The sequence below is a fragment of the Pseudoxanthomonas sp. GM95 genome (assembly GCF_900109775.1).
Lineage (GTDB): Bacteria > Pseudomonadota > Gammaproteobacteria > Xanthomonadales > Xanthomonadaceae > Pseudoxanthomonas_A.
Window position 1 is genome coordinate 272,390 of the sequence record NZ_FOAX01000003.1, and the last position, 14,354, is coordinate 286,743.

At 68.4% G+C, this 14,354-nt stretch carries 14 protein-coding genes; 5 read left to right on the top strand and 9 right to left on the bottom strand.

Features of this window, described 5'->3' with window-relative positions:
- Positions 1-58: 58 nt before the first annotated feature.
- The gene (locus BMZ17_RS16040; protein ID WP_093140724.1) at positions 59-2,134 is read right to left on the bottom strand and encodes a DUF11 domain-containing protein; all 2,076 of its coding nucleotides are present in this window, start codon (positions 2,132-2,134) and stop codon (positions 59-61) included.
- A 414-nt stretch (positions 2,135-2,548) separates the two neighbouring features.
- Between BMZ17_RS16040 and BMZ17_RS16045 the strand changes: the two genes are divergently transcribed.
- Positions 2,549-2,920, top strand: coding sequence for a helix-turn-helix transcriptional regulator (locus BMZ17_RS16045; protein WP_093140728.1), 372 nt, complete (start codon positions 2,549-2,551; stop codon positions 2,918-2,920).
- 212 nt (positions 2,921-3,132) lie between these two features.
- Here BMZ17_RS16045 and BMZ17_RS16050 read toward each other — a convergent pair whose 3' ends face one another.
- The 5 genes from BMZ17_RS16050 to BMZ17_RS16070 form a co-directional block, all read right to left on the bottom strand.
- A complete protein-coding gene (locus tag BMZ17_RS16050; protein WP_093140733.1) occupies positions 3,133-4,164 on the bottom strand; it encodes an NAD(P)H-dependent glycerol-3-phosphate dehydrogenase in 1,032 nt (343 codons plus the stop codon).
- A gap of 56 nt (positions 4,165-4,220) precedes the next feature.
- The gene (gene secB, locus BMZ17_RS16055; protein ID WP_093140736.1) at positions 4,221-4,739 is read right to left on the bottom strand and encodes a protein-export chaperone SecB; all 519 of its coding nucleotides are present in this window, start codon (positions 4,737-4,739) and stop codon (positions 4,221-4,223) included.
- Between the two features lie 117 nt (positions 4,740-4,856).
- Positions 4,857-5,291, bottom strand: coding sequence for a rhodanese-like domain-containing protein (locus BMZ17_RS16060; protein WP_093140740.1), 435 nt, complete (start codon positions 5,289-5,291; stop codon positions 4,857-4,859).
- Positions 5,292-5,378: 87 nt separating this feature from the next.
- Positions 5,379-5,807: a hypothetical protein gene (locus BMZ17_RS16065; protein WP_254775389.1), complete on the bottom strand. Its 429-nt coding sequence runs from the start codon at positions 5,805-5,807 to the stop codon at positions 5,379-5,381.
- 31 nt (positions 5,808-5,838) lie between these two features.
- Entirely contained in the window at positions 5,839-6,297 is a 459-nt protein-coding gene (locus BMZ17_RS16070; RefSeq protein WP_093140750.1) for a YiiD C-terminal domain-containing protein, read from the bottom strand.
- A gap of 18 nt (positions 6,298-6,315) precedes the next feature.
- Between BMZ17_RS16070 and BMZ17_RS16075 the strand changes: the two genes are divergently transcribed.
- The 3 genes from BMZ17_RS16075 to BMZ17_RS16085 all read left to right on the top strand — a co-directional run bounded on the left by BMZ17_RS16075 (position 6,316) and on the right by BMZ17_RS16085 (position 9,427).
- The gene (locus tag BMZ17_RS16075; protein ID WP_093140754.1) at positions 6,316-7,086 is read left to right on the top strand and encodes a uroporphyrinogen-III synthase; all 771 of its coding nucleotides are present in this window, start codon (positions 6,316-6,318) and stop codon (positions 7,084-7,086) included.
- A gap of 107 nt (positions 7,087-7,193) precedes the next feature.
- Entirely contained in the window at positions 7,194-8,168 is a 975-nt protein-coding gene (locus BMZ17_RS16080; protein WP_175485663.1) for a uroporphyrinogen-III C-methyltransferase, read from the top strand.
- Positions 8,165-9,427 (top strand): heme biosynthesis HemY N-terminal domain-containing protein, encoded by a 1,263-nt coding sequence (locus BMZ17_RS16085; protein ID WP_093140762.1) that lies wholly within the window; start codon positions 8,165-8,167, stop codon positions 9,425-9,427. The genes BMZ17_RS16080 and BMZ17_RS16085 overlap by 4 nt, the downstream gene beginning before the upstream one ends.
- Here BMZ17_RS16085 and BMZ17_RS16090 read toward each other — a convergent pair whose 3' ends face one another.
- From BMZ17_RS16090 to BMZ17_RS16100, 3 genes are all read right to left on the bottom strand, one after another.
- The gene (locus tag BMZ17_RS16090) at positions 9,428-10,441 is read right to left on the bottom strand and encodes a DUF4349 domain-containing protein (protein WP_175485640.1); all 1,014 of its coding nucleotides are present in this window, start codon (positions 10,439-10,441) and stop codon (positions 9,428-9,430) included. It lies immediately after the preceding gene.
- 69 nt (positions 10,442-10,510) lie between these two features.
- Positions 10,511-11,719, bottom strand: a complete 1,209-nt coding sequence (locus tag BMZ17_RS16095; protein ID WP_093140771.1) for an MFS transporter — start codon at positions 11,717-11,719, stop codon at positions 10,511-10,513.
- Between the two features lie 147 nt (positions 11,720-11,866).
- Entirely contained in the window at positions 11,867-13,147 is a 1,281-nt protein-coding gene (locus BMZ17_RS16100) for an acetyl-CoA C-acetyltransferase (RefSeq protein WP_093140776.1), read from the bottom strand.
- A gap of 230 nt (positions 13,148-13,377) precedes the next feature.
- On the opposite strand from BMZ17_RS16100, the gene BMZ17_RS16105 reads away from it, so the two are divergent.
- Positions 13,378-14,262 carry a hypothetical protein gene (locus tag BMZ17_RS16105; protein WP_093140780.1) on the top strand — a complete coding sequence of 295 codons (885 nt, stop codon included), beginning with the start codon at positions 13,378-13,380 and terminating at the stop codon, positions 14,260-14,262.
- Positions 14,263-14,354 lie beyond the last annotated feature (92 nt).

Genomic DNA, 14,354 nt, shown 5'->3' on the forward strand with positions numbered 1-14,354 from the left:
GCTCCGATCCCGTGCTTCGTTGTGGCGTGCTGGCCGGTCATGGTGGCGTGCCGGGCCGTCAGTAAGCCGCCGGGTCAGCGCTGAAGCTGACCGGGACGTTGATGACGGCCTGCGCGCCGCTGGGCAGGTCGACGCTGACGGCGATGGTCGAAGTGCCCGCACTTCCCCCCGAGGCGGCACAGGTGCCGCCGCCGGTGGTCGCGCAGGTCCAAGGCGCGGACAGCGTGGCGCCATTGGGCAACGTGTCGTTGACTGTCGCCGCCGTGATGCCGGCCGGGCCGGCATTGCTCACGGTGATGGTGTAGTTGCTGCTGCCTCCCGGCGTGTAGGTCGTGGCCGCATCGCTCTTGGTCACACTCAGGTTGGCCAGGCGCGCGCTGTTGGTGATGCGGCAGATCACCGTGGTCTGCTTGTTGGCCAGCGCTGGCGCGGTGTAATCGAACTGGTTGCCGGTACCGGTGGCGACCTGGTTGTTGTCCTGATCCGTGCACACCCAGGTGCTGGTGTAGCGCGCCAGCGTCGTGCCGCTGGACGCGACTTCAGCCAGCGAGTAGCTGCTGCCCGGCGTACTGACGAACGGCGTGGTCGTACCGCCATTGCCGACGTTGTTGACCGACGACACCACGCTGCCACCGGTGCTGATGCTCAGGTTGAAGCGGCCGGCATCGGTGGTGGGCGCCAGCACCTTCTGCAGGCTCAGCACCGCGGCGCAGGCGCGTGCGATGCCTTCGACCGTGAATACCGCCTGGCCGATCTTGATGCCGAGCAGGCTCAGCACGTTGTCGACCAGCCCACCAAGCAGCGTGTTGAGGATGGGCGTCAGCAGCGGCCCGACCTGCTGGCCTAGCAACGTGGTCGTCGTGCTGACGACGCTGTTAACCAAGGTCACGACCGCGCTGGGCACGACGATCGGCACGCCGAGCACGCTGGCGCTGATGGTTCCGGCCTGCACGGCCAGGGTCAGGTTCGCAAGCAGGTCCGTAATCAGGGTGCCTGCGCTGACCGTGCCTGAGCTGGCGGTGCGCGTTTGCGGGAAGGGTCCTGTCACGGTGAAGGATTGCAGCCCCGGGGAACCCGTCGCAGCCGCCCGGACGTTCACCGCCAGCGGCACCTGTGCGGTGACCAGACCAATCCCCAGGAGATTCAACTGGAACTGCAGGTTGAGCGAGGTCAACGTGGTCGGGGTGACCAGCGCATTGGTGATGACCTGATTGCGATTGAAGAACGTCGCATCCGGGATCGTGCCGATGTAGAGGTTCACCAGACCCGGACGACCGGTGAAACTCACCGCGTTGGCCACACCATCGACGGCGGTGAGCGTGCCTTCGGCACGCGCGATGTCGGCGTAGGCCTGTACTTTGAGGACGCTGGCGGTCAGCGTCGTGTTGGTCACGCCCAGCGCGTTGATCGCGGCGATCAGCGGCGCCAGGTTGAAGTTGTTCACCGCCTCGGCGTTGAGCTTCAAGCGGATCGCGCCGGTATGGAACGACGCACCGCTTGCGCCGCAAACATAGGTCGGCGGCTCCACCACTTGCGCCCAAACCTGTAGCGAGGCCAGCCCGGTCAGGCCGAGCGCCGCGGTATTGACCGTCACCGGCTGCGGCGTGGTGACCACGTTGGAGAAGTTGTAGAGCTGCACCGCACCGGTGACCAGGTCCAGCGTGTCCAGTTTGACGTCGGCCAGCGAGCCCTGCGGCAGGTTGACCTGCACCAGGTCGCCCAGGCGCACGCGGCCGGTCAACCCATCGATCGCAGGCGCCAGCGCGTTGAGCGCGTTGACCTGCGCGGTGTCGCCATCGGCTTGGGCCACCTGCACCATCGCCGCGCGCAGCTGCGCCAGGGTGACCTGCGTGTTGAGGATCTGGCCGGTGTCGCTGACGCCCAGATTGGTGCCGAGTTGGGTGATCAGCGCATTGAGATTGACGTCAGATTGCGCCAGCGCATTCCAGTCCAGCGCACTGACGTTGACCGATGTGCCGGGCAACAACGTTTGAAATAACAGGTTCAACAGCGGCCCTTGGCTGCTGTTGACGCTGACCAGGCGCGGACCGGCCGACATGCAGGCACCGGCCGTGCAGCCGGTCTGCGCCGAGGCCGAATAGCCAAACAGCGAAACGCACAGCAGCAGCACCATGCCCGCAGATCGGACGGCTGCCCGCAGTTCCGCTATCGTGGATCTGGCTTTCACCGGCTGCCCCCTGTCCTTTGCCGCCGTTGTGACGCTTCAATCAATCGACCGTGCGAACTCCTCCTGCATTTGCATGTGGCGACTTCAGAAAATATGCGCCACATTCACAATCCTTTGCGATACGGTTCACGGATCGATTTATCCCGCTTTACCGGCGTCGATTTACTCGGCGCCGCTTGGATTACGTTGATAATGCGTTTTTGACATTTGGCCAAATCGCACTGCAGCAATTAGGGGTTAGCTTCGCTAACAGCAATGCGTTCTGAGCACGGGAACCACTTGAAATCTCCAGCGTGTTAGTAAAATGCGACACGCCGTACACGCAGTGTCAGGTCGGACATAAACCGGAGGAATCTACAAATGCACGTCATGGCAGACCGGATCAGACAGGCCCGCAGATTGAGAAACCTGTCGCAGACGCAGTTGGCTGAAACCGTCGGTGTCCAGCGCAGCGCCGTCGCGCAGTGGGAACGCACGGGCGGCACCCACCCCAGCGTCGAGCATCTGGCGCAGGTGGCCGTGGCGACCCATGTGTTCTTCGAGTGGCTGGCGACCGGGCGTGGCGCGGTCAATGCCGATGCCTCGATGTCGCTGGAACGTGTGAGCGCGCCGCCGCAGGTCGATAATTTCGCCAAGGACGAGGTGGAATCCAACGTCCTTCAGCTCATGCGCAAGCTGTCCCCGCGCAGGCGCTCGGCGGCATATCAACTGTTGCGGGCGATGGTCGGTTGAGAAAATCGACCTCAATAAACGTTAAACCGAGATTATCGACAGATTTTCTCGGGTAGCGTGATCACGATTTAATCCGCAGGCCGGGAGAAAATATCGGCGCGGGCGTGGCTGACTGCTTGGTCATATCGCTGACTCGGAAAAAAGAAAACCCGCGCCGTAGCGCGGGTTTTTCTTTCAGGCCAGTCAGCTTTCAGGACCGCTCGCTGGATTGGTCAGACCGCAACGTCCTTGAACAGCGTTTCCGGGTATTCCGGTTTCTGCTCGCGGGCCAGCAGGCGCTCCAGCGCATCGCGCGGGGTGATGTCGCCATGCAGGACATCGCCGACCGCTTCGGTGATCGACAGGTCGATGCCGTGCTTGCGCGCCTGGCGCATCACTTCATCGGCGGTCTGCACCGATTCGACCACCTGGCCGATCTCTCGGACCGCTTCCTCGATCGACTGGCCGCGTCCCAGCGCCAGGCCGAGGCGGCGATTGCGCGACAGGTCGCCGGTGCAGGTCAGCACCAGGTCGCCCAGGCCGGCCAAGCCCATCAGGGTTTCCGGGCGCGCGCCGATGGCCGCAGCCAGGCGGAGCATCTCGTTGAGGCCGCGGGTGATCAGGCCGGCGCGGGCATTGAGGCCCAGACCCATGCCGTCGGCCACGCCGGTGGCCACGGCCAGCACGTTCTTCATCGCGCCGCCCAGCTCGGCGCCCACCATGTCGTTGCCGGTGTAGGCGCGGAACGCCGGGCCGTGCAGCACGTCGGCGACCTGCTGGCAGAACGCCTCATCGGCGCCATGGATGGTCAGCGCGGTGGGCAGGCCCTGCGCGACTTCCTTGGCGAACGACGGCCCGGTGACCACGGCCAGCGGCACCTCGGTGCCCAGCACGTCCTCGGCCACCTCATGCAGGAACCGGCTCGACCCTGGCTCGAAGCCCTTGGTCGCCCAGCTCACGCCCACGCCGGCCGGCAACAGCGGCGCCAGCAGGTGCAGGGTTTCGGTGAAGGCGTGCGAGGGCACCACGACCAGCACCTGGTCGGCATCGGCCATGGCCGTGGCCAGGTCGGTGGTGGCGCGCAGGTTCGCGGGAAGCGGAATGCCGGGCAGGTAGCGCGGATTCTCATGCGCGGTGTCGATGGCGTGGGCCACCGTCGCATCGCGCCCCCACAGCACGGCCTGGTGGCCGTGCCGGGCGATCAGGGCGGCCAGTGCGGTTCCCCAGGAACCGGCACCGAGCACCGCGACTTTCAACACTTTCATCTCTTCCCCTGTCATTGGTACAGGGGAAGGAGGTTTAGCACAGACGACATCAAGGATTAGACGTTGCCGACCGGCGGATCGTTCTCGATGATGCCCTGCTGACCCTGCTGTGCGCGCTGGCGCAGCGTCTCGGCGTACAGGCCGTCAAAGTTGATCGGCTGCAGGAAGAACGGCGGGAAGCCGCCGGCCTGGATCAGGTCGCTCAGCAGCTGGCGCACGTACGGGAACAGGATGCTCGGGCACTGGGTGCCCAGCAGCGCGTCGATGGTCTGCGGGTCGAAACCGGCCAGGCCGAACACGCCAGCCTGCTGCACTTCGGCCACATAGGCGGTCTTGTCGCCGGCCTTGCAGGTCAGGGTCACGCCCAGGACCACTTCAAAGGCATTCTCGGCCAGGCGCTGCACGCGCTGGTTGAGGTTGAGGTTGAGCTCGGGCGCGATGTTCTCGGAATAGATCGCCGGGGCGCTGGGCACTTCGAAAGACACGTCCTTGACGTAGATCTTCTCGACGGTGAAGTTCGGGCCGGTGGCCTGGTTGACTGCGTCGGTGGCGCCGTTGGTGGTCTCGTCGGACATCGTGTACTCCAAAAAATGCGTGACAGTGATGGGCGGAAAACCCGGGATTATCGCATGGGGTGGCGACGCCTCCGGCCCGGTTCAAGGGCCGCACGCGCCGTCAGGCGTGTTCAGAACTCAGGCGCGGCCCTTGACCAGTGGCAGGTCGGCTGCCTGCCAGGCGGCGACGCCGCCATCGAGCACGTAGACCTTGGCAAAGCCGGCCTTTTTCAGCTGGGCGGCCGCGCCAGGCGCGGTCTGGCCGCTGCGGCAGACCAGCACGACCGGGCGTTCGCCCGCGCCGGCCAGCAGCTTGTGCTTGGGATCGAACTTGCCGGCCAGGTTCTTGCTGCCCGGGATGTGGCCCTTCTCGAACTCGCCACTGGCCGACAGGTCCAGCACCAGCGCATTCTCGGAGTTGACCAGCGCAGTCAGCTGGGCCGGGCGCAGGCCGGCGTAGCCGCGGAACAGGCGCATGATTTCGGTCACGATGATCGCGATCGTCAGGCCCACCAGGGCCATCGACAGCATCGCGTTGTCGGCGGCGAACGCCTTGATTTGTTCGAAGTTCACGGCAGAAGAAGGGTCAAGAGGCGTGAAAAGGCCGGCGATTGTCGCACAGCGCGCCGCCTGCGACGTGCCGGGTGCGGTGACGGGCGGTTACTGACCCTGCCAGAGGTCGGGCAGGCCGTCCTGCAGCCACCATTGCTCGGCCGCGTCGTCCCAATGCCAGCGCTCGCGCACCCGCAGGATGCGCTCGGCCATGGTGTTACGGTTGACCACACGCATTTCGATCACCCGCACCACCACGTCATCAGGCTCGCTCATGCTGCCGATCTCGGAATAGCCGGTGATTTCCACCTGCTCGTAGCGCGAGAGTTCCAGCGCGCTCAGTGCGCGCGATTCGCGCACCTTTGGGTCGACCACGCCCCAGGCCTGGTCGAACTCGCCCCAGCGCATCGCCTTGGTGAACAGGGTCTGGGTGTCGGTGAGCTTGCGCTGCTTGGCACGATTGCCGATCGCCTGCGCCGGCAGGGCGCTGGTCACCAGCAGCAGGACCGCCAGCGTCATCCAGAAAAGTCGTGCCACGGTGCTCGTCCCCTTGCGTGTGCTGCGCATCCTACCCTTTGGCCAGCGCGACGTAGCGCCCGGACAGCTCGGCGGCCACGCCGCCTTCAGGCAGCAGCACCTGCGCCAGCACCTGCGCGCGTGCCTTGCCGCGACGTCGGAAGGTTTCGATGAACTCGTCCCAGCGCGTGTCCGGATCCAGCCAGGCTTCGGCCTGCAGGTCGTGCAGCAGCGGCGCGCGATAGCGCACGGTGCTGTCGGCCACGTACACCTCGGCATCGAAGCCGGCCTGCTGCAACTTCAGCGTCGCCAGGCCCCAGCCGGCGATGGTCATCAGTCCGCTCAGGCTGCCGCCGAAGGCCGTGCCTTTGTCATTGACGTTGGCCGACAGCGGCGCGCCGACATGCAAACGCTCGCCGTCGAAACGCTGCAGCGAGAGTTGCATCGCCGCCAGCGGCGGCATGGCCGCGCAGGTGGCGCGCAGCGGGACAAGCAAGGCATCAAGGTCCATCGCGTACTCTTGGTGGTCATGGGTCCGGACGAAGCGCGCGCATGGTACGTCATCTCCCTGCGACCGCAGGGCGAGCACGCGGCCCTGCGCCGCGCCGCCGCGCGCGTGGGCGCGGGGCTGATCGAACTCTCGCCTTGGGCCTTGGTGCCGCGTGGCGATGACATCGCGATCGCCGCGTTGCAGGCCGCGCTGGACGCGGACGTGGTGCTGTTCACCAGCCCGGCCGCAGTGCGTTTCGCAGCGCAGTTGCAGCCGCTGAATGCACGTGATGGACAAGCGTGGATCGCAACAGGCGCCGGCACGCGCCTGGCACTGCAGCGCGCGGGAATCACACAGGCCATCGCACCGACACGCATGGACAGCGAAGGCCTGCTCGCGCTGACCGCCTTGTCATCACTGCAGGATCGCAGCGTCGGACTGGTCACCGCACCCGACGGCCGTGGCGTGCTGGCGCCCAGCCTGCAGGCACGCGGTGCACAACTGCGGCTGGCGGAAATCTACGACCGCAAGCCCTGCGCACTGCCAGCTGCGGCACTTGCACAACTGGCCACGTGCACCGCGCCGACCTGCCTGGCGCTATCTAGCGGCGGCGCCTTGCAGCAGGTGCTGCAGCGACTGCCCGATCCCCTGAAACAGCGCCTGCTGGGCGCGACAGCCATCGCCGCCAGCCCACGCCTGGAAGCGGTCGCGCGTGAGGCTGGTTTCGCCGCCATCGTGCCTGCACAAGGCCCGCGTCCTGCGCAGCTGATGGCCGCCGCGCACGCCTGGTTCTCACATCGCATCCGTTAGCATGCGGCGCGTTGTTGCCTGCCCTCGCCTGTTCCTGTCTGGAGTTCCCGCCCTTGAATGACGTCACCGCCGACCGCGATCCGTCCGACCATCCGCGCCGCAGCGTCATGCCGCTGGTCGTGGGCCTGGTGCTGGTCGCCGCCGTGGGCGCAGCGGGCTGGTACGGCTGGTCGCAGTGGCAGGCATGGACGACAACTCAGCAGGACGCCGCGCAGCAGCAGCTGGGCGCGTTCGAACAACGCTTGGACGCGCTGCGTCGCGACCAGCATGCGCAGCTCGAACGCATCCAGGATGCGGCCGCCACCAACCGCGTGCTGCGCGACGAAGTGCTGGGCCTGAGCCAGCGCGGCGCGCTGCTGGAAGACAGCGTGGCCAAGCTCGCCGACTCCACCCGCCAGGGCGCGGCCGCGCTGCGCCTGGACGAGGCCGAACTGGAACTGCACCTGGCCACCCAGCGCCTGAGCATCGCCGGCGACGTGCCCGGTGCGCAGCGCGCCTATGCGCTGGCCGCCGACACGCTGCACGGGCTGGACGATCCGCGCCTGCTCAACGTCAAGCAGGCGCTGGAACAGGAACGCAGCGCGGTCGCCCAGGTCGGCGACGGTCCGCATGCGCAAGCCGCCGCGGCGCTCGCCAAGGCCGCGGCCGCGCTGGCCCAGCTGCCCCAGAAAGCCACCACCGACGACAGCACACGCCCGAGCTGGCAGCGGATCCTCTCGCCGCTGATCGACGTGCGCCCCAGCGGTACGCGCGTGGCGGTCGCACCGGCGCAGCGCGCGGCATTCGAGAATGCCCTGCAGCTGGAACTGACCCTTGCCCGTGGCGCGCTGGAGCGCAACGACCGTGTGGCCTATCAAGGCGCGGTGACGCGTGCCGCACAGTGGTTGCCGCGCTTGTGGCCAACCTCGCCGCAGGCCAGCGCGCTGGAGAAACAGTTCACCCAGATTGCTGCAATGCCGCTGCAGCCGGACCTGCCGGAACTGGGCAGCAGCCTGCGCGCCTTGCAGGCCGTGCGCGGGAAGCCCGCGTCCGCACCCGCGCTTCCGCCCGCGCCCTCGACCCCGCCGGGAGGCACGCCATGAAGACCCTGCGCCTGGTGTTGATCCTGCTGGTGCTGGTGGCCATTGGCGTGGTCGGCGCCCAGTGGCTGGCGCGCGAAGACGTGCGCGATTGGGGCGAGGTCTTCGTCCGCGTCGGCGGTTACGACGTCAACGCCACCGTGCCCGGCGCGATCCTGGCGCTCATCGCCGCCGCGCTGGTGCTGTGGATCGTGTGGACCCTGCTCGCCCTGCCGTTCCGCGCCTGGGGCCGGCATCGCCGCAAGCGCGCCCGCGCGCAGTTGATCGACGGCCTGGAATCACTGCAGCACGGCCACTACCAGCGCGCGGAAAAACAGCTGGAGCGTGCCGCGCAGGACGAAGAAGTGGGCGTCATCGCCCGCACTGCCGCCGTGCGCGCCGCGCAGGCGCGCGATGATGCGCCGGCGGTCGAACGCCACCTGCAGGCGCTGGCCGAACGCAACGCCACCGCGCACGCGCTGCTGCTGGCCGAAGACGCGCTGGCGCGCGGCCTGCCCGCGCAGGCGCTGGTCGCGCTCGATGCACCGGCCGCGCAGCCGCTGCCGCCGCGCGGCTTGGCGCTGCGCGCCGACGCGTTGGCCCAGGTCGGCCGCGCCGGCGATGCCTGGGGCCTGCTCGGCCCGCTACGCCAGCAGAAAGCCTTGTCCAACGATGCCCACACCAGGCTGGAAGCACGCCTGGCCGCGCAGTCCCTGCAGCAGGCCAGCGATGCCAACGTACTGGCCGAACGCTGGGAAGTCCTGCCCAAGCCGCTGCGCACCGAAGGCGCCGTCGTGGGCGCCTACGCTCAGCGCGCGGCCGCGCTGCGTTGGGACGATGCGGCCACCCACAGCCTGGAACACGCGCTGGACAGCCGCTGGGACGAAACCCTGATCGCCCTCTACGGCCGCCTGCCGGTGGGCAAGCTCGATTCGCGTCGCGCCAGTGCCCAGCGCTGGCTGCACGCCCATCCCGACAGTCCGGCGCTGCTGCTCACGTTGGCCCAGCTCGCGCGCCAGCAGGGTCAGTGGCCGCAGGCGCAGGACTTCCTGCATCGCGCGCTCGCCCAGGGCGCCGGCGCCGATGCTTGGGAAGAACTCGGCCACGGCTACGCCGCCGACGGCGACGAGCTGCTCGCCCGCCGCAGCTATGCAAATGCGCTGTCCAGTGGCCGGGGCGAAACCGCGGCCGTGCTGCCCGGTCGCGATCTGCGCCAACAGATCCACGACCATGCCGTGCGCGAAACCCGCGACGCACACGGCTTGCCGCGCCTGCCCGACTGATCAGGTGCGGCGACGACGCCAGCGACGCAACAGCACGCGGCCGCCCAGCGCCAACGCGATCAGCACGCTCCACAGCGGCCAGGCTTCGACGATCCGCAACGCAAGCGCCTGCAGGCCGATCCAGCCGCTTCTCAGCGCTTGACCCAAGCGCCAGCCGAACGACGGCGCGTTGTCGCGCAGCACCGCCTGCACATCGGGCAACTCGGTCCGCCGGAGCATCGACGGCTGGTAGAGCGACAGGGTCAGGGTGCTGAAAGCGATGCGGTCTTGGGTGCGGCGCTGTTCGATCAGGGATTCATCGCGGCGCGCACGTGACTGGCGCCGCGCTTCGATGACCTCCGCGATGTGGTCGGCACGTCCATTGCGCGCGGTGGCCGCGCCCAGCTCCTGCTGCGCCTGTTCGTCGCGCTGCTGCGCCAGCGCCTGGCCCAGCAGGTCGAACTGCACGTCATTGGCTTCGAAACCACGCGCATCGAGGAACTCGACCTGCGTGGCCAGCGCACGCAGCAAGGGCTGGGTGTGCTCGCTGGGCACACGCACGGTCAACGTGCCGTTGACGGTGTACTCGGCCACTTCCAGCAGACGCGCGTGGCCGATCGAGCGTGTCTGGGAGTCCAGCACCTGCGCGTTGATCTGGTTGTCCACCACGAAGCCGCGCTGCTGCGCGACCAGGTCCTCGATCGCCAGCGCCGCCGCATAGGTATCGCGCACGCGAAAGCGCGCATGCGCGGTGCGGACGAAACGACGCTGGCCATCGGTGTAGGTCGCGGCAGACGAGACCAACTGGTCGTTGATTGCGACGGCGGGCTTGGACGGCTCGACCGCGTCTGAGGCGGAGGAGGCGGAGAGCGCCGCGCCTTGGGCGCGCATCATCGACGCGACCGGCATCGCTGGCGGCGCGGGCGCTGCAGACATCGCCTCGGCCATCGGCGCATCCGCTGACGCGTGTTGCTGCGCGGCCTGGGAACAGCCGATCAGCGCCACGCCGATCGCCACGGTCATTGCAGTGCGCATCCACGCTGGTTTCATCGCCACATCTCCGCTGAAGGTGTGGCTGCAAACGCGCCGCGCGCCGCGGCGGGGTTAACGCAAGGCCGCGCGGCGCGCCAGCAGCAGGCTGGTGCCCGCGGCAGTCAGCGCGGCGATGGCCGCGAGCAGATAGATCGCGCCGTAGTTCCAGGCCACGGCCATCGCGCCGGCCAACGGGCCGGTGATGGCCAGGGCCAGGTCGAGGAACAGCGAGTAGATGCCCAGCGCGGTGCCGCGATTGCTTTCGGTCACCCGTCGCACCGCTTCCATGCCCAGCGACGGGAACACCAGCGCGAAGCCCGCACCGGTGATGCCGGCGCCCAACGCGGCCAGCAGCGGCGTCGGCGCCAACCACAGGCACAGCAGGCCGAGCGCTTCCACGCCCAGCGAGACCATCGCCACGCGATAGCCGCCGTGGCGATGGATGGCATTGGGAAACACCAATCGGGTCAGCACGAAGGTTGCGCCCAGCAGCGTCATCGCCAGCGCCGCGTGCGACCAGCCGCGGTCGGCGTAATACAGCGCGATGAACGCGGTAATCGCGCCGAAGCCGACCGAGCCCAGCCCCAGGCACAAACCGAACGGCAGCATCCGCCGCAGCACCTGGCGCGCGGGAATGCGTTCGCCGGGCACCGGCAGCACGCCGCGACGCAGCGCAACGCCGGCCAGCGCGACCAATGCCAGCAACACCGTCACTGCACCGAGCGCGCCCAGGCCATGGCGTTCGCCCAGCCACACGCCGATCGGCGCGGACACCGCAAGCGCGCCGTAGGTGGTCACGCCGTTCCAGGAAATCACCCGGCCGGTATGCGCGGCGCCGACCGCGCCGATGCCCCACATGATCGTGGCAGTGGTGACCAGGCTTTCGCCGCAGCCCAGCAGCAGGCGCCCGCAGAACAGGAGCGCCAGGCTAAGCGCCGGTGTGGCGCTCATCGCCACCGCGGCGACGGTGAACGCGCCGGCCAGCGCGCAGGCCGCGAAGCCCCACAGCACCGACACCTTCGGCCCGCGCTGGTCGCACAGGCGTCCGGCGACGGTGCGGCTGAGCAGCGTGGCGGCGTACTGCAGGCTCACTGCCAGCCCGGCCAGCACCGTGCCGTAGCCCAGCGTGGAGTGGACGAAGCCCGGCACCACGGCCAGCGGCAGGCCGACGCAGAAGTAGCCGATGAAGTTGAACACCACGATGCCCAGCACGCGGCGCGTGACAGGCGTCGGCGCCGCGGCCACGGCGGCCGGCGACAGGGAAGCAGGGGAATCGTTCAAGGCAATGCAGGCCAAAACGCGCGCATGACGCGCGCCTTCGCCGCCGGTGGGGAGGGCCTGCGCATGATGCGCCGGCCCTGCCGCAGGCGCGATTTGACGTTGCCGAGATCCGGTCAGCGGCCGTAAAAGCCGCCGCAGGTCAGGCGATCAGCGTTCGACGATGGCGACCACGCCCATGCCGCCGGCGGTGCAGATCGAGACCAGTGCGCGGCCACCGCCGCGCTGGGCCAGTTCCTTGGCGACGGTGCCGATCACGCGCGCACCGGTCGCGGCGAACGGATGGCCCGCCGCCAGCGAGGAGCCGTTCGGGTTGATCTTGGCCGGATCGATGCGGCCCATCGGGCCGGGCAGGCCGAGGCGATGGGAGCAGTAGTCCTCGCTCTCCCACGCGCGTAGCGTGCACAGCACCTGCGCGGCGAAGGCTTCGTGGATCTCGTAGATGTCGAAGTCCTGCAGGGTCAGGCCATGGCGCGCCAGCATCTGCGGCACGGCCACGGTCGGCGCCATCAGCAGGCCTTCGCCGTGGACGAAATCCACCGCCGCGCTCTGCACGTCTTTCAGGTACGCCAGCGGCGTGTGGCCGTGCGAAGCGGCCCATTCGTCGCTAGCCAGCAACACCGCGGCGGCGCCGTCGGTGAGCGGGGTGGAATTGGCGGCGGTCAGCGTGCCGCGGCCGCTGGTCTTGTCGAACGCGGGCTTGAGCGTCGCGAGTTTTTCCAGCGAGGTATCCGGGCGCAGGATGTTGTCGCGACTCACGCCACGGAACGGCGCGATCAGATCATCGAAGAACCCGCGCTCGTAAGCCGCGGCCAGCTTCCGGTGCGAAGACACCGCCCACTCGTCCTGCGAGTCGCGCGAGATGTTCCACTCCTTGGCCATGTCCTCGCAGTGCTCGCCCATCGACTTGCCGGTGCGCGGCTCACCGACGCCGGGGAACTCGGGCTTGAGCTCGGAGAACTTGAAGCCGCTCAGCAGCGCACGCGCCTTGTCCTTGGGCGTCTTGGCGCGGTTGGCGGCCAGCAGGCGCGCGCGCAGCTTCTTGCCGTAGACGATCGGCACATCGGAGGTCGAATCCGAACCGCCGCCGATGCCCGACTCAATCTGGCCCAGCGCGATCTTGTTGCCGATGTAGGCGATGGTGTCCAGGCTGGTGCCGCAGGCGCGCTGCATGGTGATGCCCGGCGTCAGCGCCGACAGGCCCGAGGACAGCGCAGCCTCGCGGCCGAGATTCCAGTCGCTGGCGTGCTTGATCACTGCGCCCATCGCCACCTCGCCCAGCGTCTGGCCGTGCAGGCCGAAGCGTTCGACCAGCGCGCCTAAGGTGCGGACCGACATGCCCAGGTTGCCGACGTCCGAATAGGCCGTGTTCTGGCGGCAGAATGGAATGCGGACGCCGCCAAGGATCGCGACGGGACGGGGTGCTGACATGGAAGGACCTCGGTGGACAGCCGTGTTCGAAGAGGATGGCCCGCGCATGCGGGGGCGTATGGCGCAGTGTAGCGGTGCGACCCAGCGCCGGCCATCGCGGGTCTTGACCTTGCGCGACGTGACGTGAATGCCATGCCTCCGGACCCTGTCACAGCGGGCGCGGCAGGGCTCGTTAGAATGACCACACTCACGCGCCGTGTGGTGGCGCGCAGGCAAGCCAAAGCATTCGCATGACGCAAGCAAACGAAACCGCACAGGTCATGGGCCTGGTGGCGCTGGAACTGGCCGGCGGCGCCCCGCCGCGTGTCGCCGCCCTGTCGCAGGACGCCGCCGGCACCCTGGCCGAGAAGATCGCCCGTGACCTGATCGGTCTGGTGCCGCAGGTCACCACGCTGGAGCTGACCCTGGCTGCGGCGCACTTCGACCCGGCCGAGGCGCTGCGCCCGGGCTGGCCGCTGCACCGGCGCCTGGACGAACTGCGCCAGCGCGCGCCGGGCCGCGACCAGGGGCCGCGCGTGATCGCCTTCGGCGCCTCAGCCGATGGCGCGGTGCCGCTGCCTTTCCAGGCCGATCCAGACCTGGTCGGCGGTGCGCTGCGGGTGCTGCCGTTCCTGCTGAGCGGCACGCCGGCTGATGTGGATGCGGTGGGCGAAGCGTTGGAAGAGGTGCTGATCGAACGCGGCATGGCCGGTGCCGACACCGCCTTGCAGCTACAGGATGGGTTGGGCGCGAAGGTCGAGCACGTGCGCTTCATGACGCTGCACGACCTGGCCGCGATGATGGCGCTGCAGTACCAGCACCAGAACCTGGACAGCCTGTGGCCGCTGATCGAGACCGCGCTGCTGGCGCCGGAAGATACCCAGTGGCTGGACGCGCCGCCCGAGCCGCTGCTGCGCTACGCCGATGGCGAAGTGCGCATGGCGCTGTTGGACACGGCCGCCTGGCAGAAGCGCAACACGCCGCCGACCGACGATCCCGAGCGCCTGGCGCGCGGCTACGAGCACTACCTGATGCGCCAGCGCCAGCTCGCCGCGGTGCTCGAAGCGCATGGCATCCCGGTGACCTATGCGCATTGCCCCGACGATGGCGATCTGTGCGCGCACTTGAACGGCTGAGCCGCGTGCACTGCTGAAGGCTGCAAACGAACAAGGCGCCCGATGGGCGCCTTGTTCGTTTCTGCAGGGCAACCGCACGATCAACGCACGGC

What these genes read in the sequence shown, in the direction of transcription:
- BMZ17_RS16040 (WP_093140724.1), bottom strand. Translation starts at nt 2,134, where the DNA reads ATGGTGCTGCTGCTGTGCGTTTCGCTGTTTGGCTATTCGGCCTCGGCG.
- BMZ17_RS16045 (WP_093140728.1), top strand. Translation starts at nt 2,549, where the DNA reads ATGCACGTCATGGCAGACCGGATCAGACAGGCCCGCAGATTGAGAAAC.
- BMZ17_RS16050 (WP_093140733.1), bottom strand. Translation starts at nt 4,164, where the DNA reads ATGAAAGTGTTGAAAGTCGCGGTGCTCGGTGCCGGTTCCTGGGGAACC.
- secB (WP_093140736.1), bottom strand. Translation starts at nt 4,739, where the DNA reads ATGTCCGACGAGACCACCAACGGCGCCACCGACGCAGTCAACCAGGCC.
- BMZ17_RS16070 (WP_093140750.1), bottom strand. Translation starts at nt 6,297, where the DNA reads ATGGACCTTGATGCCTTGCTTGTCCCGCTGCGCGCCACCTGCGCGGCC.
- BMZ17_RS16075 (WP_093140754.1), top strand. Translation starts at nt 6,316, where the DNA reads ATGGGTCCGGACGAAGCGCGCGCATGGTACGTCATCTCCCTGCGACCG.
- BMZ17_RS16080 (WP_175485663.1), top strand. Translation starts at nt 7,194, where the DNA reads ATGCCGCTGGTCGTGGGCCTGGTGCTGGTCGCCGCCGTGGGCGCAGCG.
- BMZ17_RS16085 (WP_093140762.1), top strand. Translation starts at nt 8,165, where the DNA reads ATGAAGACCCTGCGCCTGGTGTTGATCCTGCTGGTGCTGGTGGCCATT.
- BMZ17_RS16090 (WP_175485640.1), bottom strand. Translation starts at nt 10,441, where the DNA reads ATGCGCACTGCAATGACCGTGGCGATCGGCGTGGCGCTGATCGGCTGT.
- BMZ17_RS16100 (WP_093140776.1), bottom strand. Translation starts at nt 13,147, where the DNA reads ATGTCAGCACCCCGTCCCGTCGCGATCCTTGGCGGCGTCCGCATTCCA.
- BMZ17_RS16105 (WP_093140780.1), top strand. Translation starts at nt 13,378, where the DNA reads ATGACGCAAGCAAACGAAACCGCACAGGTCATGGGCCTGGTGGCGCTG.